Here is a 20,730-nt window from a genome sequence, read left to right as displayed (position 1 = left end):
GACCGCGCCAGGTGAAGTTCTCTGACTTTGACTGTCAGAGAGCGGATCCCTCTTCATCTGGCTAAAAATACCTTGGGGGTGTGGGGGCAAAGCCCCCACCGGAGCTACATCGAGAACGATGTGCCGCAGCCGCAGGAAGACGTGGCGTTGGGGTTCTCAATCACGAAGCGCGCGCCGATGAGTTCCTGTGTGAAATCAATTACCGCGTTCTCCAGAAACGGCAGAGAGATCGAGTCGACGATGACCTTTTGGCCTTTGCCCTCTAGCACCAAATCGTCCTCTTTCGGCACATCCAGGGCGATCTCATATTGAAATCCGGAACATCCGCCACCCTCCACAGCGACACGCAGGGCCTGGCCCTGATCTGCGGCACCGATTTCGGCCAGGCGTTCAAAGGCGCGTTCTGTGACTGTTGGGGGCAGATTCATGCCGGTCTCCAAAGGTTTATTTCCTTAGCATCGTACAATATATGGAACCTGACGACAGGCGACAAGGACAAGACCTTTGGACAGAGCGGGTTTTGCCTCGGACCCAGGCCGCGCAAGGGGGCGGCTTGTACCTGAGGAGGAAAGCAGTTTTCGGTCATGCTTTCAGCGCGACCGTGACAGGATAATTCATGCCAGCGCGTTTAGGCGCCTCAAACACAAAACCCAAGTGTTTGTTGAGCATGAGGGTGACAGTTATCGAACCCGCCTGACGCATTCCATAGAAGTGGCTCAGGTGGCCCGAACGATTGCCGGGGCCTTAGGCCTGAACGGCGAATTGACCGAAGCGGTCGCGTTGGCGCATGACCTCGGGCATACACCGTTTGGTCACACGGGCGAGGACGCTCTGCATGCGTTGATGGAGCCATATGGTGGCTTCGATCACAACGCGCAGGCCATTCGGATCGTAACCAAACTTGAGCGTCACTACGCCGAGTTCGATGGGTGCAACCTGACCTGGGAATGTCTGGAAGGGATAGCCAAGCACAACGGGCCGGTCACTGGTGCATTGCCTTGGGCATTGGCCGAGTGTAATCGGGGCTTTGACCTCGAACTTCACACCCATGCGAGCGCCGAGGCGCAGGTCGCGGCGTTGTCAGACGACATTGCCTACAACAACCACGATCTGTTTGACGGATTGCGGGCGGGATTGTTCAGAGATGAAGACATTCAGCAGCTTCCCATAATTGATGCCTGTTTCGCCGAAGTGGATGCCAAATTTCCGGGTCTTGACCCTTATCGCCGTCGGCACGAGGCGCTCAGACGGGTATTTGGCGTCATGGTTTCGGATGTTATCGACACCTCACGCGCGTTGATAGCGGCCTCGGGGGCGCAGTCGGTCGAGGATATCCGCCATCTGGGTTATCCGGTCATTCAATTCTCGGATGATCTTTGGGCGAATCTCAAACAGATCCGCGCCTTCCTGTTTTCGCGCATGTATCGCGCACCGAGCGTGATGGAAGTGCGCGCCAGTGTCAGCAAGGTGGTTGAGGAACTGTTTCCGATTTACCTGTCCGACCCGAAACAGATGCCCGGGCACTGGCATGTCGATATCGAGACGGCAAAGGATGAGACCGCGCTGGCCCGCATCGTCTCGGATTATGTCGCGGGCATGACCGACAGGTTTGCGCTGCAAGACCATGCCCGGCTTACCGGAGATCACTCGATCGCAATATAGGCGATGGCCCAGACCTGTTGGCTGGCTTGTGTTTGAGCCAGTTCAGCATCATTCGTGGGCGGGAAAACGATCATCGTGGGGCCGTAACTACCAATGCCCATCGGCACGCCATCCGCGTGGGTGGCCACGATGGGTTGATGTGTCTCGATGCTTTCCCATGGGATTTCAGCCTGATAGCCATCCATAGCCATGGGCAGGGCGGATTTGCCCCTGGCACCTGCCATCGTCATTACGTCAGACAACAGCGGGCCAGCGAAGGTATAGTCGCGCTGGTTCTCTGGCGGGCCGTAGGGGATGGTGATTTCGATCTGTTCCAACCCGTCCAGCATAGCCGCGTCAAAGCCTGCTGCACCGGTATGGGTGACTTCGAGAAAACCCAACAATCCGCCGTCATTCTCGCCGCGCGCGGGCAGGTTGGTTTCGGTGACGGCGCCACCGAGCGTCAGCAGTACGTGGCCTTGAGGTGAGGGCATCTCGGCCCATGTGGGCAGGGCGGTGGTCAGCAACAGGGCGAAGTGCAGGGTAAGGCGCATTCAGGGGCTCCGGTCACGGTTTTCCCCGACCTTAGCCCTGATAGCGGTTAATCCAAGCGCAAAATTTAGGCGTCCATTGACCTTGGCGCTTTGCGTGGTAAACCCCGCGGCAAGCAAAAGGACATCCGAAATGAACCTGTTTTCCGAGATCCGCGGCCTGGTACTGGACGCGCTGGCGCAGATGCAGTCCGAAGGCGCGCTGCCTGAGGGGCTGAGCTTTGACAACGTGGCGGTTGAGCCTCCGCGCGATGCGGCGCATGGCGATATGGCGACCAATGCGGCGATGGTACTGGCGAAACCGGCGAAGATGAAGCCGCGGGACATTGCGGATGTGCTTGCGGGCAAGCTGTCTGCAGACGACCGGATCACCAGCGCCGAGGTGGCGGGCCCGGGCTTTCTAAACCTGCGGCTAGCGTCTTCGGTTTGGCAGGGCGTGCTGGCTGCGGTGCTGGAAAAGGGCACCGATTATGGCCGTTCGACCATGGGGCATGGTCAGAAGGTGAACGTGGAATATGTCTCGGCCAACCCGACCGGCCCGCTGCATGTGGGCCACACGCGGGGGGCTGTGTTCGGTGATGCGCTGGCAAGCTTGCTGGCCTATTCGGGCCATGAGGTGACCCGCGAATACTACATCAACGATGGCGGCGCGCAGGTGGATGTGCTGGCGCGGTCGGCATATGAACGGTATCGCGAGGCTAACGGGCTGAGCCCTGAGATCGCAGAAGGTCTCTATCCCGGCGATTACCTGATCCCGATCGGTCAGGCGCTGAAAGAGAAATACGGCGACAGCCTGATCGACAAGCCAGAAAGCGTATGGCTGGAAGAGCTGCGCGAATTCTCAACCGACGCTATGATGGACCTGATCCGCGCCGACCTGAAGGCGCTGGGTGTTGAGATGGATGTGTTCTTCTCAGAGAAGTCGCTCTACGGCACAGGGCGGATCGAGGCTGCGCTTCAGTCGCTAACCGACAAGGGCCTGATCTACGAAGGCGTTCTTGAGCCGCCCAAGGGTAAGAAACCCGAGGATTGGGAACCGCGCGAGCAGACCTTGTTCAAGTCGACCGAACACGGGGATGACGTCGACCGCCCGGTCAAGAAATCGGACGGCAGCTGGACCTATTTCGCCCCGGATATCGCTTATCATTATGACAAGGTGAGCCGTGGGTTTGACGCGCTAATCGATGTGTTCGGTGCGGACCATGGCGGCTATGTCAAACGGATGAAGGCGGCCGTTTCGGCCCTTTCCGATGGTAAGGTGCCGCTGGATATCAAGCTTACCCAATTGGTGAAGCTGTGGAAGAATGGCGAGCCATTCAAGATGTCCAAGCGGGCAGGGAACTTTGTCACGTTGCGCGATGTAGTCGATCAGGTCGGGCCTGATGTAACCCGTTTCGTGATGCTGACCCGCAAGAACGACGCACCGCTGGATTTCGATTTCGACAAGGTGTTGGAACAAAGCCGCGAAAACCCGGTGTTCTACGTCCAATACGCCCATGCCCGCGTCATGAGTGTGCTGCGCCGCGCCGCTGAGGCCGGGATTTCTGCCGATGATGCTACGCTATCAGGGGCAGATCTGGGCAAGATCGACCACGCCTCTGAGCTGACCGTTGCCAAGAAGCTGGCAGAATGGCCACGTCTGGTTGAAATCGCCGCTCGCACAAATGAACCGCACCGGGTTGCCTTCTATCTCTATGAATTGGCAGGAGATTTCCACGCGCTGTGGAACAAGGGCAATGACGAAACCCAGTTGCGTTTCATTCAGGATGGCGATGTTGCCACAAGCCAATCGAAAATCGCACTGGCCCGGGCTGTTTCTGTTGTGATTTCAGCGGGCTTGGGTATTCTTGGCGTTACCCCGGCGCAGGAGATGCGATAACAAATATCGCCCGAACCGCCGGTCTGAGGCAGACAAGAAATGACCCGCGCGCCACTATTTGCGGCGCAATCGGGCGGTGAGGCGGAAATGGCACGTTACGATTACTCGGGGCAGCATAGCCCCGAGCAGATGCATTACTCGAATCAATCGCATCCTGAAGATGCGTATGATTATCCTGATGAAAGCTATAGCTATGATGACGCCCCGCGCGCAGGCGCTGGGCTGGGCCGCATTGTCAACTTGCTTGGGGCGGTTGCGTCTTTGGCGCTGGTCGCCGGAGTCGGCGTTTGGGGCTACCAACTGATCATGCGCGACGTCAGCGGGGTACCGGTCGTGCGCGCCGCCGAAGGACCCATGCGCGTGCAGCCCGAAAATCCCGGCGGGACGCCTGCTGATCATCAGGGCCTAGCGGTGAATGCAGTTGCCGCTGTCGGGACTGCTGCACCGCCGGCAGATCGTCTGATCCTTGCGCCGCGCCCCGTGTCTCTGACTGATGAAGACACGCCCATGACCGCGCTTGAGGCCACAAATGCAGTGCAAGTGATTGAGGAACCCGCCACTGATCAGGCGATCGTGAACGCTCTGGCCGAAGGGCTCGCCGCCGAACCTCTGCCCGAACAGACGCCTGATCAGGGCGTGCAATTGGCTTCCCTGGTCACGCCCGAAGAAGAGCCCGCGATTGATCCGGCTGATTACGCCGCGCAACAGCCCGACCCTAAGATTGCTGCACTGCCTGGTGTGCGCCGGTCGCTGCGTCCGCATGTGCGTCCAGCCCGCGCTACGCCAAGTTCTATTTCGTCCAACAGCGCTACGGAAGCTGCGATCAATGCTGCAGTAAAGGCTGCTGTTGGTCTGGATGTTGATCCCGATACATTGACCAAAGGCACGCGACTTGCTCAGCTTGGGGCATACGAAAGCGCCGATGTGGCGCAGGCCGAATGGGCTCGTTTGAATGGCCGATTTGGAGAATATATGGATGGAAAACAGCGTGTTATACAGAAGACCTCAAGCGGAGGGCGAACCTTCTATCGCCTGCGTGTCATGGGGTTTGATGATCTGAGCGACTCGCGCCAGTTTTGCGCGGCCCTAGTCGCGCAGGGTGCAGACTGTATCCCGGTCGCCGTCCGGTGAGATTTGGCGCGGTTATCACCGATGCCGAAGGGCTGCGCCTGACGCCGGATGAAAAAGCTTTGTTCAAAGAGATGAACCCGTTCGGGTTCATTCTGTTTGCCCGCAACATCGAATCCGCTGACCAGACCCGCGCCTTGTGCGAGGACTTCCGCGAGGCGGTTGGCCGAAATTGCCTAATCACAGTCGATCAGGAGGGGGGCCGCGTACAACGTCTGCGCGCACCTTTAGCCCGTGAATGGTTGCCCCCTTTGGATCATGTCGCGCATGCCGGAGATCAGGCCGAGCGCGCGATGTATCTGCGCTATCGTCTGATCGCGCATGAACTGCTGGGATTGGGCATCGACAGCAATTGTGCGCCGATGGTCGATCTGGCCCGCGAGGGTACTCATGCGTTCCTGAAGAACCGCTGCTATGGGTCTGATCCCGAAAAGGTTTCCGCGATTGGTCGAGCCGTTGCCAACGGACACTTTGATGGCGGAGTGTTGCCGGTAGTAAAGCACATGCCCGGCCACGGTCTGTCGACGCTCGACAGTCATCACGAGTTGCCGCATGTGGATCTTTCTCTAAGTGCACTGGAAGCGGCAGATTTTGCACCATTCCGCGCGCTGAACGACTTGCCGATGGGGATGACGGCGCATTTGGTTTATGACCAGATCGATCCACGGCCCGCAACGATTTCTGCTGGAATGATGACTTTGATTAGGGAGCGCATCGGTTTCGACGGTCTGATTATGACCGACGATATCACGATGAAAGCCCTGAACGGCGCGCCCGCCGACTTGGCCCGACAGGCACTGGACGCTGGATGCGATGTTGCTTTGCACTGCAACGGGGCCTTTGAAGAACGCGCGCAGGTGCTCGAAGCCGCTGGTGAGATGTCGGATGCGGCACAAGCCCGCGCAGATTGGGCGCTGGCCCGGAGACAACCGCCACAGGAACTTGACATCCAAGCCGCCGAGGCGGAACTATCTGCCCTAATGGGCGGGCAGGTATATGCAGGATAACCTTTTCAGCGAAGACCCGGTCTCGGTTGCCGATCGGCTGGCCGCCGAGGCTTTGATTGTGGACGTCGATGGGTTTGAGGGTCCGCTCGATGTGCTTTTGACACTTTCGCGTACGCAAAAAGTGGACTTGCGCAAAATCTCGGTTCTGGCGTTGGCGCAACAGTATCTGACCTTTGTCGAAAAAGCGCGGCAGTTGCGGATCGAACTGGCCGCCGACTATCTGGTGATGGCCGCTTGGCTAGCTTTCCTCAAATCCCGCTTGCTGCTGCCCCCGGACCCGGATGATGAAGGCCCCTCGGGTGAGGAACTGGCCGCGCACCTCGCATTCCAATTGGAGCGTCTGCAGGCCATGCGCGATGCCGCTGCGCGCCTGATGGCGCGTGATCAATTGGGCCGTGATTTTTTCAAACGTGGGCAGGGTGAGGATGTTACGCGTATCCGCACCGTGACCTATTCCGCGACGCTACTGGACCTGATGCAGGGCTACGCGCGTATCCGCACGCGCGACGAGTTCCGACCCTTCGTCATGGACCGCGACGCCGTTTTCACCATGGAACAAGCGCTTGAGCGGATGCGACCCCTGATAGGCTTTGCCGGTGCGTGGACGGATATGGAGACCTACCTGCCCGAAGGCTGGGATGCTGATCCGGTGCGGCGACGCTCGGCCACGGCTGCAACCTTCGCAGCCTCGCTGGAGCTGGTGAAAGAAGGACATATGGAGATCAAGCAAAGCGAGACCTTTGCGCCGATCCATCTGCGTAAGAGGACTGAGACACGTGACTGACGCCAACGAAGAGACAGGCACACTGTTCGAAGCGCCGCCCTTGGCGGAACAGGAACGTATGGTCGAGGCCGTGCTGTTTGCCAGCGCCGAGCCAGTGACGATTGGTGATCTTGAAGCGCGGATGCCCCATGGCAGCAATGCCGCGCAAGCTGTTGAATCGCTTCAGAAACGATACGAAGGGCGCGGGGTGCGTGTGGTGCGCGTTGGTGAGGCTTGGGCGATCCGCACAGCCCCCGATCTTGGCTTCCTGATGCAGAAGGAAACGGTTGAGACCCGCAAGCTTAGCCGGGCGGCCATCGAAACGCTGGCGATCGTGGCTTATCACCAGCCCTGCACGCGTGCGGAGATCGAGGAAATCCGGGGCGTGTCCGTTTCGCGCGGAACTATCGACCAGTTGCTCGAAATGGAATGGATCCGGCTGGGCCGCCGCCGCATGACACCGGGCCGTCCGGTGACATTCGTCGTAACGCCTGAGTTTCTGGATCATTTCGGGCTGGAAAACGCCCGTGACCTGCCGGGCCTGAAGGAGTTGCGCGCAGCCGGACTGTTGGAGAATCGCCCACCCCCTGGTGCTGTGCCGCTGGGCGAAGGAAAGGGTGATGACGAGGACGAAGATCAAACCGAGCTGTTCGAAGAAGAGTGATCGGACGGCCCTTTTATTGCCGCAGATCGCACCTATCCTAGGGTGCACATAACGGAGTTGAGCCAATGAATGCCAATCGGATCATCGATATGATCGTGCGCCGGGTGATGCGTCGCCTGGTGAACCACGGTGTGGACAAGGGTATTGATATGGCCAGCAAGGTGGGCCGCAAACCGGGTCAGTCTGATGTTGAGAATGGCCCCGAGGCGGATCGCCAGATGCGCGATGCGACCAAGCGCCAAAATCAAAGCGCAAAGCAGATGCGGCAGGTGTCGCGTCAGATGCGTCGGTTCATGAAGTTCTGAAACTCAGCCCACAGCTTTGAAATGCTTGGACAGTTTCAGGCCTTGACCCTGATAGTTCGAGGCAATCCCTGCACCATATAGCTGTGTCGGCATTTCGGCCATCTTCTCATAAACCAGGCGCCCGACGACTTGTCCGTGTTCCAACACAAATGGCGCTTCGTGGCAGCGCACTTCCAGCACCCCGCGTGATCCGGCACCGCCTGCTTCGGCATGTCCAAAGCCCGGGTCAAAGAATCCGGCGTAATGTACCCGGAACTCGCCGACCATAGCGAGATATGGGGCCATTTCAGCAGCATACATAGGCGGGATATGCACCGCTTCGCGGCTGACGAGAATGTAGAACGCGCCGGGGTCGAGGATGATGCGACCATCCTTGGTATGCACCTCTTCCCAGTATTCCTGCGGGTCGTATTCGCCGATCCGATCCAGATCGATCACCCCGGTATGGGGCTTGGCACGATAGCCGACCAGATCGGTATCGGGCAGTTGCAGATCGACCGAAAACCCCAACCCGTCCTGAATGACGGCTGGCCCATCAACCAACGGCGTTTGACCATGCAACGCGGTCAGCTCGGCGTCGCTGAGTACCGCCTGACCTTTGCGGAAACGGATCTGATTCAGACGCATTCCGGGGCGCACCAGAACCGAGAACGATCGCGGGCAGATCTCGGCATAAAGCGGACCTGTGTAGCCTGCGGGAACCCGATCAAACTCAGTTCCGCCATCAGTGATCGTGCGCGTGAGCAAGTCGAGCCGCCCGGTCGAGCTTTTGGCATTGGCCACCGCACTGATGTCATCGGGCAGGGCGAGCGATTCCATCAGCGGCACCAGATAGACACAGCCCTTTTCCAGAACAGCGCCTTCAGTGATGTCGATGCGGTGCATCTCAAACTCGGCCAGCCGGTCTGCGACAGAACGCCCTTCGCCCGCCAGAAAGGACGCGCGCACCCGGTAAGCCACTGTTCCCAAACGTAGATCAAGGCTTGCCGGCTGCACCTGTGCAGGGATGATGTCTGGGCTTGCGGCGATCTCACCGCGTGCAATCATCGCCTCAAGCTGTTGATTTGGGCAAACACCTGTCATCTCGATCCCCTCTGCTGCCAGAGCGGGATCTGGCCTATGTGCCATAAACGTCGGTGTGATTTGGTCGGGCTAGCAGGACTCGAACCTGCGACCTTCCGTCCCCCAGACGGACGCGCTACCAGGCTGCGCCATAGCCCGACGTTGAGGTGTTCATAAAGACTTTCCCGGCGGGGGCAAGAGGAAATCATCGCCTTTTTTGCTATCCCGCCGTGTGGTGTTCGACGCGATCCAGCCACCTGCGCAGGTCCTTGGCGATGGGTGCAATCTGGTGCAACAGCTCATCGTCATACTCGTCACGATTCCATGCCAGCGAGGCAATACCACCCATCAGCGGCGCTACATCCAGCTCAGCCGGTATCGGTTTGGGTTCGGGGGTTGCGACGGGTTTCGGAGCCTCTGGGGCAGGGGAATGGGCGGGTTCGCCCAAATCCATGTCGATCTGGTTTGCGGATGGTTCCGGCGCTGAAGCGAACGGAACCACAGTATCGTCGATGCTGGGTGCGGGCGCGTTTTCGTCCAGGCTAGGTGACAGCGATGCAACATGCGCAACGCCCTGTTCCCGAAGGATACGCTGAACACCTTTGATGGTAATCCCGTCCTCGTGTAGCAGTTTCTTGATACCGCCCAGCAGACGCATATCATTGGGGCGATAATATCGCCGCCCACCGGCGCGTTTGACGGGTTTGACTTGGGTAAACCGGCTTTCCCAGAAACGCAGCACATGAGCCTGAACTCCGAGCCAGTCCGCAACTTCACTTATGGTGCGAAAGGCATCGGGGGACTTACTCATAACCTGGATGTCCTGAACTTACTTGCGGTTCCCTGCGGCGACGCGATCCTTCATCAGGTGCGACGGACGGAATGTCAGCACACGACGCGGCTGGATCGGAACCTCTTCACCGGTTTTAGGGTTGCGACCGATACGGGCAGTTTTGTCCCGAACGCTGAAGGTGCCGAATGACGAAATCTTAACCTGTTCGCCACGCACCAGCGCGTCAGACATGTGGTTCAGAACGCTTTCGACCAGCTGTGCGCTTTCATTGCGTGACAGGCCAACCTCACGAAAGACGGCCTCGCTCAGATCCATTCGGGTCAGTGTTTTGTCGCCCATGCTTTTTCCCCTGTTGATGTCTGAGCATATGGCTATGCAAAATTCGCTGTCAATATCAATGAATTGCAGGAGGCTCTGTAAGCCGGATTGTGCCGGTCACCAACGCAGTGCGACCGCACCCCAGGCCAGACCGCCACCAATCGCCTCTGTAACGATCAGATCGCCGGTTTTGATCTGGCCGTTTTGCTTGCCCACCGACAGGGCCAGAGGGATGGAGGCTGCCGATGTGTTGCCATGGTCCTGAACGGTGACCACAACGTTATCCATCGGCAGGCCCATCTTCTTGGCGGTGCCCTGAATAATGCGGATATTGGCCTGATGCGGCACGATCCAGTCAACATCGTCGCTGGACAGACCTGCACGCTCCAGCGCGACTTCTGCGGTTCGGGCCAGTTTTTCGACCGCATGACGGAAGACCTGATTGCCCTGCATCCGCAAGTGGCCGGTGGATTGGGTCGAAACTCCGCCATCAACATAGAGCAGGTCTTTGTAGCGTCCGTCCGAGTTCAGGTCGGTCGCCAGAATGCCGCGATCGTCCGAAGTGCCCTGGCCCTCTTGCTCTTCCAGAACCAATGCGCCCGCGCCATCGCCAAATAGCACGCAGGTCGACCGGTCGGTCCAGTCCATGATTCGCGAAAAGGTCTCGGCGCCGATCACCAGTACGCGCTTGGCCTGACCGGACAGGATCAGGGCGTTGGCGTTGCTGAGCGCAAAGACAAACCCAGCGCAGACCGCCTGTACATCGAAGGCAAAACCTTTGGTCATGCCCAACCGGGCCTGAACCATGGTTGCCGCCGAAGGAAAGGTCAAATCAGCTGTGGAAGTTGCCAGCACAATCGCGTCGATATCATCCGCCGTCAGTCCGGCATCAGCCAGTGCGGCTTCGGCCGCTTTGGTGGCCAGATCGGAAGTGGTTTCGTCCTCGGCCGCGAAATGTCGCCGCTCGATCCCGGACCGGGTGCGAATCCATTCGTCCGTCGTATCCAGCGTTTTCTCGAACTCAGAGTTCGGTACAACGCGCTCTGGCAAATAATGCCCGACACCTACAACAACTGAGCGGCCTGCCATGCTGGGGTACTGCCTTTTTTGTTATTATTCCGATTGAGACACGGAATGGGCCGCATCTTGTGCAAGTGCGGCTGTTGATGCAACCCGTGCCGCCAATTTTTCGGAGAAACCGGATTCAGCCAATGTGAAAGCCAGTTTGACCGCTGCGGAAACGCCGGTTGCGTCCGCTCCGCCATGGGATTTCACCACGGTTCCATTAAGCCCGAGGAACACGCCTCCATTGACGCGGCGCGGGTCTATCCGCTTTTTCAGACGATTCAACGAGGTGATTGCCAGGATCGAGGCCAGCCGGGATAGGGGCGAGTATTTGAACGCCTCACGCAGCAAATCACCGATAAGGTTCGCGGTGCCTTCACCAGTTTTAATGGCGACATTTCCAGTGAAGCCGTCAGTCACGATCACGTCAGCTTTGTCGCCGGGGATATCGCTGCCCTCGACAAAGCCCACGAACTCGAAATTCGCCTGATCGGCAAAGTCCGAGATCATCGCGTGGGCTTCTTTCAGTTCGGCGCGGCCCTTGTGTTCTTCGGTGCCGACATTCAGCAACCCGATCCGAGGGCGGCTGAGCGCCATACCGTTGCGCGCGTATGAAGCCCCCATCAGCGCGTATTGCAAAAGGTCCTTGGCATCAGCGCGCACATCTGCGCCGACGTCCAGCATCACGTTGAACCCATGCGGATTGCGCGAGGGCCACAGGATCGCGATGGCAGGGCGGTTCACGCCGGGCAGCTTGCGCAGCCGCAACATGGACATGGCCATCAGCGCGCCCGTATTGCCGCAGGACACCGCGCCGTGCGCTTCACCTGCACGCACCGCTTCCAGAGCGGACCACATCGATGTGCTCTTGCCGCTGCGGACAACCTGGCTTGGTTTGTCTTCCATCGTGACCACGTCCGGGCAATCACGAAAAACGACGCGCCCATCAAGGACACGCCGTTTGGCAACCAGCTTGCGTAGTTCCTGTTCCTGACCGTGCAGGATGAACCCGATCTTCGGGTTCTTGTCCGCAGATTTCGCAATGCCCGCCACAACGACGGCAGGGCCCGAATCTCCGCCCATAGCGTCAACCGAGATGATGATCCGTCCGGTCTGCGTGGGCTGATCCGTCATGCCTTGGCCTGCGTCCAATCAGGCTTAGGCCGCGTCTTCGTCCAGGTCGATTTCGTCGGCCTGAGCGACGACTTCACGATCGTCATAGTGGCCGCAAGATGCGCAAACGTGGTGTGGGCGCTTCAGCTCGCCGCAGTTCGGGCATTCGTTCGGGTTTGCAGCAACCAGAGCGTCGTGTGCGCGGCGGTTGTTGCGACGCGACTTGGAAACTTTGTTCTGTTGGACGGCCATGGTCTCAACCTTTGTCTGATATGGGCTGACAGAATCGCTGTCAGCCGGGTTACGTACTTTGTTTTCTCGTGGTTTGACGCGCGTTTAAGGGGCTTGCCCCGCAATGTCCAACCCAAATTCCAATGAGCGCGCGAAAATACTGCGATTCTCGTCATGTTCAAGCGGTTTTTCTGACGGCCTGCTATGACAGGAAATCCCTCGCCTGTCACTCGTCTTTTTTCATCGCATCCCGCAGCCCGGCCAAACCAGCGAAGGGTTTTACATCCTCATCCGTGAGGGCCTGTTTGCCCGGTTCGGTATAGTCTATCTGGCCCAGCTCGACTCCATCCTTCCGTGGGTATTGGGGCAGGGCCAGCGACAGCGCTTCAACCATGATCAGCGCAGGATCGATCTCGGGCCCAAGCGGTTCGGTCTCGTCATCCTCGGGGATTTCGAACTCGGGCTCTTCCGGATCGCTCCAATCGGCCACAAAGACGCGACTCACCGGGTTGTCGATGCGTGTGGTCACTGGTTCCAACGTCACGACACAAGGTTGGATCACCGTTGCGCCCAGCTTGCCAGAAAGCGTCCAATCCCGTTTGCCCTGCGCGCGCAATTCGCCGACAAAGCTGAGCTTGCGGAGGCCAAGCAGGCCGAGCTCTTGTTTTATGGCCTCCAGCGCGTCGCCGGTCGGGCGCAACTCAAACGGGGTCGGAGCGTTTTGCGGCAGGTCTGCGACGCGTAAAGATGTCTGGTTGCTCATTCGTGAGGTTTTCCTGTGTTGAACCGGAGCCTTGGTTTCTGTAATCGGATAGGGTCCGCAAGGGGCCATGGCAAGAGGATGTGCATGTTGAAGGGTTTGAACAGGTTGAAACCAGCGTCGAAAACGCTTGTCTTTGCGGCCTGTCTGGCGGTCGCGGGCGCATGTTCACCAATCTTCAAGAATCACGGCTACGTACCTCCGCCAGAGGATCTGGCCAAAATCAAGGTCGGCGTCGATACCCGCGATAGTGTTGAAGAAACCATCGGCGCGCCCAGCTCGGCGGGCGTGGTGCGGGATTCGGGCTATTACTATGTCGCCTCGCGCGTCCGTCATTATGGGCCCAAACGACCCGAGGTCGTTTCACGTGAACTGGTCGCGATCAGCTTTGATCAGCGCGGTGTCGTTCGCAATATCGAGCGGTTCGGCCTGGAAGACGGCTATGTCATCGTGCTGGATCGTCGCGTGACCGATTCCAACGTGGAAGACAAAGGCTTCCTGCGTCAGCTTCTGGGTAACATCGGCAACTTCAACCCGGCAAATATTCCTGGCGCAAACAACTAAAGCGACCAATTCTCTTGCAGTGGTCACAGGACAGTCACACATTCTGTAGTAAGGACCAGACAGATGTGACCGGTCAGCAACCGCAGGAGGATGCGACCATGGCGGTTTTGTTGGACAAGGGCCGATATCGCGCCCGCTTGGCGCAAACCGAGCAAGACGTGGCGGCGGCGCAGACGCTGAGGATGCTGACCTTTGCTACTGATGGTCAGGATTGTGATGCTTTTGACGAACGCTGCGCCCATGTTTTGGTCGAAGATCTGCAGGCCGGTGGGGCGTTGGTGTGCTGTTTCCGTATGCTGACGATGCAGGGCGGCTTTGAAATCGGACTCAGCTACTCGGCACAGTTCTATGACCTGTCGGCGCTACGCGATTTTACCGGACCGATGGTTGAGATGGGCCGGTTCTGTATCCACCCGGACTACAATGATCCGGATATCTTGCGTGTCGCATGGGGCGCAATGACGGCGTATGTCGATCAGAACGGGATCGAAATGCTGTTTGGTTGTTCGTCATTCGCTGGAACCGAAACAGCCGAATATCTTGACGCTTTTGCGATGCTCAAACACCGGCATCTGGCACCAAGGCGTTGGTTGCCACGAGTCAAGGCGCCGGATGTGTTTCGCTTTGCGGCGCGTTTGCGCCGACGCCCCGATGTAAAACAGGCGATGCTGAGGATGCCGCCCTTGTTGCGCACCTATCTGATGATGGGGGGGTGGGTCAGCGATCATGCGGTGGTGGACAGGCACATGAATACCCTGCATGTGTTCACCGGCCTTGAAATCGGAGCAATTCCCCCAGCCCGTAAACGGTTGCTGCGCGCGGTGGCTGGGTGATTTGAGTATCTGGGAAAAGGTGAAGTTGGGGCGTTGACGCCTTGCTTTGGCCGGTTTAGCTGGCGGGTATGGCGAGAATTCCTTTATTGCAGATGTCCGGTATCTCTCTGACGTTCGGGGGCGATCCGGTGTTTTCCGATCTGGACCTTGTGGTTCAACCCGGTGATCGCGTCGCGCTGGTCGGGCGGAACGGGTCTGGCAAATCCACCTTGATGAAAGTTATGGCCGGGCTGGTCGAGGCCGATCAGGGTGAAATCGTCATCCCTCCGGGTAAATCAGTGGGTTACATGGAGCAGGATCCCGGAATGCAGGGATTCGCGACGCTTGGAGACTATGCCTCAAGCGGGTTGGAACCGGGCGAGCTGTATAAGGTCGAACGCGCGGGCGAAGGGCTGAAATTCGACCCTGAGCGTGCGGTCGAAACCGCTTCGGGTGGGGAAAAGCGACGCGCCGCCTTGGCCAAGCTGATGGCCGAAGCGCCGGACCTGATGTTGCTGGACGAACCGACGAACCACCTGGATATCGAGGCGATAGCGTGGTTGGAGCGTGAGTTGGGCTCGACCCGTGCAGCCTATGTTCTGATCTCGCATGATCGCGCATTCCTGCGTGCGTTGACCCGTGCGACACTGTGGATCGATCGCGGAGTTGTGCGGCGGCAGGAACAGGGCTTTGCGGCCTTTGAAAGCTGGAGGGATAAGGTCTGGGAAGAGGAGGATCAGCAGCGCCACAAGCTGAACCGCTTGATCAAGTCCGAGGCGCGATGGGCCGTCGAGGGTATCAGCGCCCGCCGCAAGCGCAATCAGGGTCGTGTTCGGGCGCTACAAGCCTTGCGCGCCGAGCGTGCAGCGCAGATCAAACGTCAGGGATCGGCTGCCATGACGTTGGAATCCGGTCCGAAATCAGGCCGCAAGGTCATCGAGGCCAACGGCGTTTCAAAGGCATTTGACTCTCAGCAGATCGTGCGCAATTTCGATCTTCTGGTTCAGCGCGGTGACCGTGTGGCTTTCGTCGGCCCCAACGGTGTGGGCAAAACGACGTTGCTGAAAATGCTGCTGGGTCAGGTCGAACCGGACGAGGGTTCGGTGGTGCTGGGTACTAACCTTGAGATCGCCGTGTTCGATCAGGCGAGGGCACAGCTGGACCCGGAAATGAGCCTGTGGGACAGCTTGACCGGCGATCCCGAGATGCGGGTCTCGGGCAAGGCCGATCAGGTGATGGTGGGCGGCCAACCCAAGCATGTAGTGGGCTATCTCAAAGAGTTTCTGTTTGATGATGCGCAGGCAAGAGCGGCTGTTAAGTCATTGTCCGGAGGGGAAAAAGCCCGGTTGCTGTTGGCGAAACTGATGGCGAAAACATCGAACCTGCTGGTGCTGGACGAACCGACCAACGATCTGGATGTTGAAACGCTGGATCTGCTGCAGGAATTGCTGGACGACTATGATGGCACGGTGCTGCTCGTTAGCCACGATCGGGATTTTCTGGATCGGGTTGCGACCACAACCATCGCCATGGAGGGCAACGGGCGCGCGACCGTCTATGCTGGTGGTTGGTCCGATTACATCGCTCAGCGAGGTGATGTGGATGCGAAAAAGGAAGAAAAAGCAAGGCCTTCAAAGCCTAAAGTAAAGCAAGAGGCGAAGCAGAAGGCGGGGCTTTCATTTTCGGAGAAACACCGACTTGAGAAGCTACCAGCAGAGATCGCGCGCCTTGAAGCCGAGATCGCCAAGCTCGAAGAACTGATGTCTGATCCTGAGCTGTTCACACGCGAACCGATCAAGTTCCAGAAGGCAACCGATGCCCTGGTCGAACGGCAGGAAAAACTGTCAGCGGCTGAGGAAGAGTGGCTGATGCTTGAAGAGAAGGCCGAAGCCGGTTGAGTCCGAGTTGTACAACCTCAATCGACTAGATTGTCTGAGTTGTACAAACCTATGCACCGGTTTGCGCGTGCTCAAATGGGGCGGGCGGGGTTACCGACAACAGTTGCTCGGGCGGGGACGTCCTTCGTGACGACGCTGCCTGCACCGACGATGGCGCGGTCTCCGATCGTGACGCCGGGCATGATGATCGCGCCACCGCCGATCCAGACGTTTTCGCCGATTGTCACCGGGTGGTCGATTTCCAGACCCTGTGCGCGCAGGACTGGGTCTTTGGCGTGTTGGGCGCAATAGATCTGCACCGTGGGGCCGAGCATCGAGTCACTGCCGATGCGAACAGGCGCGGTGTCGAGAATGACACAGCCCGCATTCAGATACACCCGGTCGCCCAGCGACAGGTTCATTCCATAAGCGCAGTGGAACGGAGCCTCAAAATAGCAATCTTGCCCGATCCCCGCAAAGAGCGCCGCCAATTCGGGAGCTATAGCCCCTCGGTCATCGGGCGGGCAGGTGTTGTGGGCATGGACCGCGCGGCGTGCTTTCATACGAAGCACTTCCAGTTCGGGGTCGAGGCAGCAATACCACTCGCCTGCCGCCATTTTCTGCCGCTCGGTCATGAAACCCGTCTTAGCGCATCCGCAGGGCACCGTCGATGCGGATGACCTCTCCGTTCAGGTAGCCCATCTCGACGATGAACCCGGCCAGACGACCGTATTCGCGCGGGTCGCCGAGGCGAGCAGGGTTGGGGACGTCCGCCGCAAGCTGTTGCTGCACCTCTTCGGGCAGACCAGCCAGCATCGGGGTCATGAAGATGCCCGGTGCGATGGCCATCACACGGATACCAGTCGAGGCCAGATCGCGCGCCATGGGTAGCGTCATGCCGACCACGCCGCCTTTCGAGGCTGCATAGGCCGCCTGACCTTTTTGCCCGTCAAAGGCGGCGATGGAGGCCGTGTTGATAATCACGCCGCGTGCGCCATCCGGTTCAGGATCATTCTTTGCCATCTCTGCGGCAGCAAGACGTGAGACGTTGAAGGAGCCGACCAGATTGATGTCGATGGTACGCTGGAACGCCTCCAGAGGGTGGGGGCCGTCTTTGCCCACAGTCTTAGCTCCAATCGCGATTCCGGCGCAGTTCACTGCGGCGGTGATGCGACCCATCTTGTCCATCGCATGTGCAATCGCTGCTGCGACCGAGGCCTCATCCGTCACATCGGTTTGCGCGAAATGTCCGCCGATTTCAGCCGCGACTTGCGGGCCACGCTCGGCGTCGCGGTCAAGGATTGTGACCTGCGCGCCGTTCTCGGCAAAGTGACGGGCTGTGGCTTCACCCAGGCCGGAGGCTCCGCCGGTGATCACCGCAGCTGTGGTTGAGAGTTGCATGGCGGGTTCCTTCCTGATCTGAACACTTGTTCAGATAATCCCAACCATGGCCTCCTGTCCAGTCACAGCTTTGATCAATCAAGCCTGCTGCGCTGCTGCATCGGCGTGACGCCAAACGCAGCCCGGTACACACGCGAGAAATGGCCGGCGCTTTCGAAACCGCAGGCAAAGGCGACCTCGGTCACCGAAGATTCGGTCTGCAACAGCAGATTGCGGGCGCGGTCCAGCCGCAATTCCATGAAGTATTTCTTAGGCGAGGTGTTCAGGAATTTCCCAAACAGGCGCTCCAGTTGCCGGGTTGAGATGCCGATGTTGCTGGCGATGACCGAGGGGGACAACGGGCTTTGGATATTGTCGGTCATGATGTGGATTGCCTTAGCCAGATGCGCGTTCCGCATCCCGTTGCGCGATTGCAGCGAGACGCGCTGATCGGCGGTGGCGTTGCGCACGGCGTTATAGACCATCTGATCGGCCACTGCGACTGATAGATCGTGACCGTGGTCGCGTTCGATCAGGTGCAGCATCAGATCGGCGGTCGCGGTGCCGCCCGAGGCGGTCATGTGTTTTTCGTCGGCGACAAAGACGCTGCGAACAAGGTTTATCTCGGGGAAGGCCTCCATGAAAGCATCATGGTATTCCCAATGGATCGCCGCCTGCATCCCATCCAAAAATCCGGCCTCGGCCAGCAGCCATGCACCGGAACACAAGGCGCTGATATTGGTGCCCCGTGCCCTCTCTCGGCGCAGGGTTGCGAGCAGCGGGCGCGAGACGTGATTGCGCATGTTTATTCCTGACAGAACAAACAGTTGGTCACATTTTGGGATAGATCCCAATCCGCCATGCACCAAAGTGACCGATCCGTTTGAACAGACAGCATGCTCAGCGTGTTCGGACAGGAAGGACCATCGATAAAGATCTTCCTCGGCCAGCAAATTTGCGATCCGCAATGGCTCGACCGCGCAGGAGAAGGCGAGATGCGAGAATTCCTCAACCAGTATGAAGGCGTAGTGCTGTGTTTGGCTCATCGATAGGACCGGAATCAGGGCGTTCTGACAGTTTTCTGCATGCTGCACGAAAACTAACTGTATACAACATGTATTTTTATACGATACCAGAGGGCAAGCTATCGATTCGCGGGATCGTGATGAAGGGGATCGGATGAGGGACGAAGGGAAATCACCAAAAAAGGCGTTGGCTGAGCATCTGAAGATGTCGGTTCTGACCCTGCGTTTGCGTCCCGGAGAAGATTTGGACGAGGCGCAGCTGTCGCACGCCTTTGGCTTGTCGCGCACGCCTTTGCGCGAAGTGTTCCGGCAGTTGGCCGGTGAGGGGTATCTGGACCTGCGCACCCATCGCGGGGCGCGGGTGTCAGAGATGTCTCATACCACGCTACGCGATTTCTTTCTGGTTGCGCCGATGGTCTATGGCGCGGTGCTGCGTCTGGCCGCAGCGAATGCGACGCACGATCAGATCGATCAGTTGAAAGAGGCGCAAGAGACGTTTGGGCAAGCCTTGCGTACAGGCTCGGCTGAGGAGCGGACGCTGGCCAATACCCGGTTTCACGAGGTGACCGGAGAGATGGCGGGGAACGTCTATTTATCCCCATCGTTCAACCGGTTGCTGATCGATCACGCGCGGATCGGGATGACATTTTATCGCCCGCAGACCGCACGAATGGCTGAGAACCTTTCAGAGGCGAGCGACCAGCATGACGCCATCATCGCCGCCATCGAGACGGGCGATGAGGCGGCTGCTGCGCAGCTGGCCGACGACCACTGGACCCTGTCACGCGATCAGATCGAGCTGTTCGTGATGCCCGAGGGGTTGGATTTTCCGCTGGGGCAGGTCCCCGGCAAGACTTCTGCATGAGGGACACATGACTCCGATCTTCAGATTTGAGGGTATTTATACGCCGGTGGTGACACCCTACGCGGCGGATGGTGGCGTGAACTGGGACGCGTTGGCCGAGGTGATCGAGTACCTGATCGAGAATGGTGTGCACGGGCTGATCTCGGGCGGGTCCACCGGCGAAAACTATGCGCAGACCGTCGATGAGCGGCTGGAACTGGCGCGCTTTACGCATGAACAACTAAAGGGGCGTGTGCCTCTGGTTGTGGGAACGGGGGCGATGCTGACCGGGGATTCCGTCGCTTTAGCCTCAGGTGCGCGAGACCTAGGCGCAGATGCGATCTTGTTGGCCAGCCCGCCGTATTCGGTGCCCACCGACCGCGAGAATGCGCTGAATGCGCTGGCAATCGACAAGGCGGCTGACCTGCCGGTGATGCTGTACAACTATCCGCACCGGACCGGCACGATGATGGGGGAAGAGTTCCTGGACCGCGTAGGCCGCAGCCGGAATTTCTGTGGCATCAAGGAAAGTTCGGGCGATATCAACCGGGTGCATCTGCTGGCGCGGGACTACCCGCATATCCAACTTGGTTGTGGCATGGATGATCAGGCGCTGGAGTTCTTCGCCTGGGGAGCGCCGTTCTGGGTCTGTGGTGGGTCGAACTTTCTGCCTGCCGAACACGTGGCGCTGTATCAGGCTTGTGTGATCGAGGGCAACTTTGCCAAGGGCCGTCGCATCATGAGCGCGCTGATGCCGCTGATGCGGGTGCTGGAGCAGGGCGGCAAATTCATCCAGACGATCAAGCATGGCGTCACCATGAACGGGATCGATGCAGGCGTGGTGAGGCCGCCTCTGAAAGGTTTGAACAAAGATGACAAACGCGCGCTGGAACAGGTGACGCGCGTTCTGAAACGCAAAATCGCAGATATTTTGGCGGAGGGTTAAGG

24 protein-coding genes and 1 tRNA gene are annotated in these 20,730 nt (G+C 58.8%); 12 read left to right on the top strand and 13 right to left on the bottom strand.

Annotated elements, in window-relative coordinates:
• Positions 1 to 104: 104 nt before the first annotated feature.
• The gene (locus tag ACR0BT_RS03900) at positions 105 to 428 is read right to left on the bottom strand and encodes a HesB/IscA family protein (RefSeq protein ID WP_170396659.1); all 324 of its coding nucleotides are present in this window, start codon (positions 426 to 428) and stop codon (positions 105 to 107) included.
• A 76-nt stretch (positions 429 to 504) separates the two neighbouring features.
• On the opposite strand from ACR0BT_RS03900, the gene ACR0BT_RS03895 reads away from it, so the two are divergent.
• A complete protein-coding gene (locus ACR0BT_RS03895) occupies positions 505 to 1,662 on the top strand; it encodes a deoxyguanosinetriphosphate triphosphohydrolase (RefSeq protein ID WP_480762569.1) in 1,158 nt (385 codons plus the stop codon).
• Here ACR0BT_RS03895 and ACR0BT_RS03890 read toward each other — a convergent pair.
• Positions 1,644 to 2,195, bottom strand: coding sequence for a putative pterin-binding protein (locus tag ACR0BT_RS03890; protein WP_480762568.1), 552 nt, complete (start codon positions 2,193 to 2,195; stop codon positions 1,644 to 1,646). The two genes, ACR0BT_RS03895 and ACR0BT_RS03890, sit on opposite strands and share 19 nt — an antisense overlap.
• 130 nt (positions 2,196 to 2,325) lie before the next feature.
• On the opposite strand from ACR0BT_RS03890, the gene argS reads away from it, so the two are divergent.
• The 6 genes from argS to ACR0BT_RS03860 all read left to right on the top strand — a co-directional run bounded on the left by argS (position 2,326) and on the right by ACR0BT_RS03860 (position 7,938).
• A complete protein-coding gene (argS, locus tag ACR0BT_RS03885; RefSeq protein ID WP_170636221.1) occupies positions 2,326 to 4,071 on the top strand; it encodes an arginine--tRNA ligase in 1,746 nt (581 codons plus the stop codon).
• Between the two features lie 39 nt (positions 4,072 to 4,110).
• Positions 4,111 to 5,202, top strand: a complete 1,092-nt coding sequence (locus ACR0BT_RS03880) for an SPOR domain-containing protein (protein WP_480762567.1) — start codon at positions 4,111 to 4,113, stop codon at positions 5,200 to 5,202.
• The gene (nagZ, locus tag ACR0BT_RS03875) at positions 5,199 to 6,206 is read left to right on the top strand and encodes a beta-N-acetylhexosaminidase (RefSeq protein WP_480762566.1); all 1,008 of its coding nucleotides are present in this window, start codon (positions 5,199 to 5,201) and stop codon (positions 6,204 to 6,206) included. The genes ACR0BT_RS03880 and nagZ overlap by 4 nt, the downstream gene beginning before the upstream one ends.
• Complete coding sequence (locus ACR0BT_RS03870; RefSeq protein WP_170509855.1) at positions 6,196 to 6,990, top strand: segregation and condensation protein A; 795 nt, start codon at positions 6,196 to 6,198, stop codon at positions 6,988 to 6,990. Before nagZ ends, ACR0BT_RS03870 begins: the two co-directional genes overlap by 11 nt.
• Positions 6,983 to 7,633, top strand: a complete 651-nt coding sequence (gene scpB, locus ACR0BT_RS03865) for an SMC-Scp complex subunit ScpB (RefSeq protein ID WP_170422113.1) — start codon at positions 6,983 to 6,985, stop codon at positions 7,631 to 7,633. Before ACR0BT_RS03870 ends, scpB begins: the two co-directional genes overlap by 8 nt.
• A gap of 65 nt (positions 7,634 to 7,698) precedes the next feature.
• The gene (locus ACR0BT_RS03860; protein ID WP_170396673.1) at positions 7,699 to 7,938 is read left to right on the top strand and encodes a hypothetical protein; all 240 of its coding nucleotides are present in this window, start codon (positions 7,699 to 7,701) and stop codon (positions 7,936 to 7,938) included.
• 3 nt (positions 7,939 to 7,941) lie between these two features.
• Here the strand turns inward: ACR0BT_RS03860 and ACR0BT_RS03855 are convergent, their stop codons facing one another.
• The 8 genes from ACR0BT_RS03855 to ACR0BT_RS03820 form a co-directional block, all read right to left on the bottom strand.
• The gene (locus tag ACR0BT_RS03855; protein ID WP_170396675.1) at positions 7,942 to 9,021 is read right to left on the bottom strand and encodes a 2'-deoxycytidine 5'-triphosphate deaminase; all 1,080 of its coding nucleotides are present in this window, start codon (positions 9,019 to 9,021) and stop codon (positions 7,942 to 7,944) included.
• Positions 9,022 to 9,082: 61 nt separating this feature from the next.
• Positions 9,083 to 9,159 (bottom strand) — tRNA-Pro (locus ACR0BT_RS03850).
• A 61-nt stretch (positions 9,160 to 9,220) separates the two neighbouring features.
• Entirely contained in the window at positions 9,221 to 9,811 is a 591-nt protein-coding gene (locus ACR0BT_RS03845) for a MerR family transcriptional regulator (protein ID WP_480762565.1), read from the bottom strand.
• Positions 9,812 to 9,829: 18 nt separating this feature from the next.
• Complete coding sequence (gene ihfA / locus ACR0BT_RS03840) at positions 9,830 to 10,132, bottom strand: integration host factor subunit alpha (RefSeq protein WP_008755922.1); 303 nt, start codon at positions 10,130 to 10,132, stop codon at positions 9,830 to 9,832.
• Between the two features lie 96 nt (positions 10,133 to 10,228).
• Positions 10,229 to 11,200 carry a beta-ketoacyl-ACP synthase III gene (locus ACR0BT_RS03835; protein ID WP_170406350.1) on the bottom strand — a complete coding sequence of 324 codons (972 nt, stop codon included), beginning with the start codon at positions 11,198 to 11,200 and terminating at the stop codon, positions 10,229 to 10,231.
• A gap of 24 nt (positions 11,201 to 11,224) precedes the next feature.
• Positions 11,225 to 12,310 carry a phosphate acyltransferase PlsX gene (gene plsX, locus ACR0BT_RS03830; protein ID WP_170626811.1) on the bottom strand — a complete coding sequence of 362 codons (1,086 nt, stop codon included), beginning with the start codon at positions 12,308 to 12,310 and terminating at the stop codon, positions 11,225 to 11,227.
• A gap of 24 nt (positions 12,311 to 12,334) precedes the next feature.
• Positions 12,335 to 12,541: a 50S ribosomal protein L32 gene (gene rpmF / locus ACR0BT_RS03825; protein ID WP_008756996.1), complete on the bottom strand. Its 207-nt coding sequence runs from the start codon at positions 12,539 to 12,541 to the stop codon at positions 12,335 to 12,337.
• A 205-nt stretch (positions 12,542 to 12,746) separates the two neighbouring features.
• Complete coding sequence (locus ACR0BT_RS03820; protein ID WP_480762564.1) at positions 12,747 to 13,283, bottom strand: YceD family protein; 537 nt, start codon at positions 13,281 to 13,283, stop codon at positions 12,747 to 12,749.
• Positions 13,284 to 13,367: 84 nt separating this feature from the next.
• Here ACR0BT_RS03820 and ACR0BT_RS03815 point away from each other — a divergent pair, with 84 nt between their 5' ends.
• The 3 genes from ACR0BT_RS03815 (at position 13,368) to ACR0BT_RS03805 (ending at position 16,554) form a co-directional block, all read left to right on the top strand.
• Positions 13,368 to 13,844, top strand: coding sequence for an outer membrane protein assembly factor BamE (locus tag ACR0BT_RS03815; protein ID WP_170396685.1), 477 nt, complete (start codon positions 13,368 to 13,370; stop codon positions 13,842 to 13,844).
• 98 nt (positions 13,845 to 13,942) lie between these two features.
• On the top strand, positions 13,943 to 14,677 hold the full coding sequence (locus ACR0BT_RS03810; protein WP_170406340.1) for a GNAT family N-acyltransferase: 735 nt from the start codon (positions 13,943 to 13,945) through the stop codon (positions 14,675 to 14,677).
• Between the two features lie 68 nt (positions 14,678 to 14,745).
• Positions 14,746 to 16,554, top strand: coding sequence for an ABC-F family ATP-binding cassette domain-containing protein (locus ACR0BT_RS03805; protein WP_480762563.1), 1,809 nt, complete (start codon positions 14,746 to 14,748; stop codon positions 16,552 to 16,554).
• Between the two features lie 71 nt (positions 16,555 to 16,625).
• Here ACR0BT_RS03805 and ACR0BT_RS03800 read toward each other — a convergent pair whose 3' ends face one another.
• From ACR0BT_RS03800 to ACR0BT_RS03790, 3 genes are all read right to left on the bottom strand, one after another.
• A complete protein-coding gene (locus ACR0BT_RS03800) occupies positions 16,626 to 17,168 on the bottom strand; it encodes a sugar O-acetyltransferase (RefSeq protein WP_170567034.1) in 543 nt (180 codons plus the stop codon).
• Between the two features lie 10 nt (positions 17,169 to 17,178).
• Positions 17,179 to 17,934: an SDR family NAD(P)-dependent oxidoreductase gene (locus tag ACR0BT_RS03795; RefSeq protein WP_170509423.1), complete on the bottom strand. Its 756-nt coding sequence runs from the start codon at positions 17,932 to 17,934 to the stop codon at positions 17,179 to 17,181.
• A 74-nt stretch (positions 17,935 to 18,008) separates the two neighbouring features.
• Positions 18,009 to 18,959 (bottom strand): GlxA family transcriptional regulator, encoded by a 951-nt coding sequence (locus ACR0BT_RS03790; RefSeq protein WP_170567036.1) that lies wholly within the window; start codon positions 18,957 to 18,959, stop codon positions 18,009 to 18,011.
• Positions 18,960 to 19,092: 133 nt separating this feature from the next.
• On the opposite strand from ACR0BT_RS03790, the gene ACR0BT_RS03785 reads away from it, so the two are divergent.
• Both ACR0BT_RS03785 and ACR0BT_RS03780 read left to right on the top strand, forming a co-directional pair.
• A complete protein-coding gene (locus ACR0BT_RS03785) occupies positions 19,093 to 19,803 on the top strand; it encodes a GntR family transcriptional regulator (protein WP_480762562.1) in 711 nt (236 codons plus the stop codon).
• 7 nt (positions 19,804 to 19,810) lie between these two features.
• Entirely contained in the window at positions 19,811 to 20,728 is a 918-nt protein-coding gene (locus tag ACR0BT_RS03780; RefSeq protein WP_170406326.1) for a dihydrodipicolinate synthase family protein, read from the top strand.
• The last annotated feature ends 2 nt before the right edge of the window (positions 20,729 to 20,730 follow it).

It is taken from the genome of Ruegeria sp. CJ6, from assembly GCF_056536665.1.
This window is presented reverse-complemented; position numbering and strand designations above follow the sequence as displayed.

Excerpts from the sequence above, each read along its gene's own strand:
- ACR0BT_RS03900 (WP_170396659.1), bottom strand. The coding sequence starts at position 428 with ATGAATCTGCCCCCAACAGTCACAGAACGCGCCTTTGAACGCCTGGCC.
- ACR0BT_RS03890 (WP_480762568.1), bottom strand. The coding sequence starts at position 2,195 with ATGCGCCTTACCCTGCACTTCGCCCTGTTGCTGACCACCGCCCTGCCC.
- argS (WP_170636221.1), top strand. The coding sequence starts at position 2,326 with ATGAACCTGTTTTCCGAGATCCGCGGCCTGGTACTGGACGCGCTGGCG.
- ACR0BT_RS03880 (WP_480762567.1), top strand. The coding sequence starts at position 4,111 with ATGACCCGCGCGCCACTATTTGCGGCGCAATCGGGCGGTGAGGCGGAA.
- ACR0BT_RS03870 (WP_170509855.1), top strand. The coding sequence starts at position 6,196 with ATGCAGGATAACCTTTTCAGCGAAGACCCGGTCTCGGTTGCCGATCGG.
- ACR0BT_RS03860 (WP_170396673.1), top strand. The coding sequence starts at position 7,699 with ATGAATGCCAATCGGATCATCGATATGATCGTGCGCCGGGTGATGCGT.
- ACR0BT_RS03855 (WP_170396675.1), bottom strand. The coding sequence starts at position 9,021 with ATGACAGGTGTTTGCCCAAATCAACAGCTTGAGGCGATGATTGCACGC.
- ACR0BT_RS03845 (WP_480762565.1), bottom strand. The coding sequence starts at position 9,811 with ATGAGTAAGTCCCCCGATGCCTTTCGCACCATAAGTGAAGTTGCGGAC.
- ihfA (WP_008755922.1), bottom strand. The coding sequence starts at position 10,132 with ATGGGCGACAAAACACTGACCCGAATGGATCTGAGCGAGGCCGTCTTT.
- ACR0BT_RS03835 (WP_170406350.1), bottom strand. The coding sequence starts at position 11,200 with ATGGCAGGCCGCTCAGTTGTTGTAGGTGTCGGGCATTATTTGCCAGAG.
- plsX (WP_170626811.1), bottom strand. The coding sequence starts at position 12,310 with ATGACGGATCAGCCCACGCAGACCGGACGGATCATCATCTCGGTTGAC.
- rpmF (WP_008756996.1), bottom strand. The coding sequence starts at position 12,541 with ATGGCCGTCCAACAGAACAAAGTTTCCAAGTCGCGTCGCAACAACCGC.
- ACR0BT_RS03820 (WP_480762564.1), bottom strand. The coding sequence starts at position 13,283 with ATGAGCAACCAGACATCTTTACGCGTCGCAGACCTGCCGCAAAACGCT.
- ACR0BT_RS03815 (WP_170396685.1), top strand. The coding sequence starts at position 13,368 with ATGTTGAAGGGTTTGAACAGGTTGAAACCAGCGTCGAAAACGCTTGTC.
- ACR0BT_RS03810 (WP_170406340.1), top strand. The coding sequence starts at position 13,943 with ATGGCGGTTTTGTTGGACAAGGGCCGATATCGCGCCCGCTTGGCGCAA.
- ACR0BT_RS03805 (WP_480762563.1), top strand. The coding sequence starts at position 14,746 with ATGGCGAGAATTCCTTTATTGCAGATGTCCGGTATCTCTCTGACGTTC.
- ACR0BT_RS03800 (WP_170567034.1), bottom strand. The coding sequence starts at position 17,168 with ATGACCGAGCGGCAGAAAATGGCGGCAGGCGAGTGGTATTGCTGCCTC.
- ACR0BT_RS03795 (WP_170509423.1), bottom strand. The coding sequence starts at position 17,934 with ATGCAACTCTCAACCACAGCTGCGGTGATCACCGGCGGAGCCTCCGGC.
- ACR0BT_RS03790 (WP_170567036.1), bottom strand. The coding sequence starts at position 18,959 with ATGAGCCAAACACAGCACTACGCCTTCATACTGGTTGAGGAATTCTCG.
- ACR0BT_RS03785 (WP_480762562.1), top strand. The coding sequence starts at position 19,093 with ATGAGGGACGAAGGGAAATCACCAAAAAAGGCGTTGGCTGAGCATCTG.
- ACR0BT_RS03780 (WP_170406326.1), top strand. The coding sequence starts at position 19,811 with ATGACTCCGATCTTCAGATTTGAGGGTATTTATACGCCGGTGGTGACA.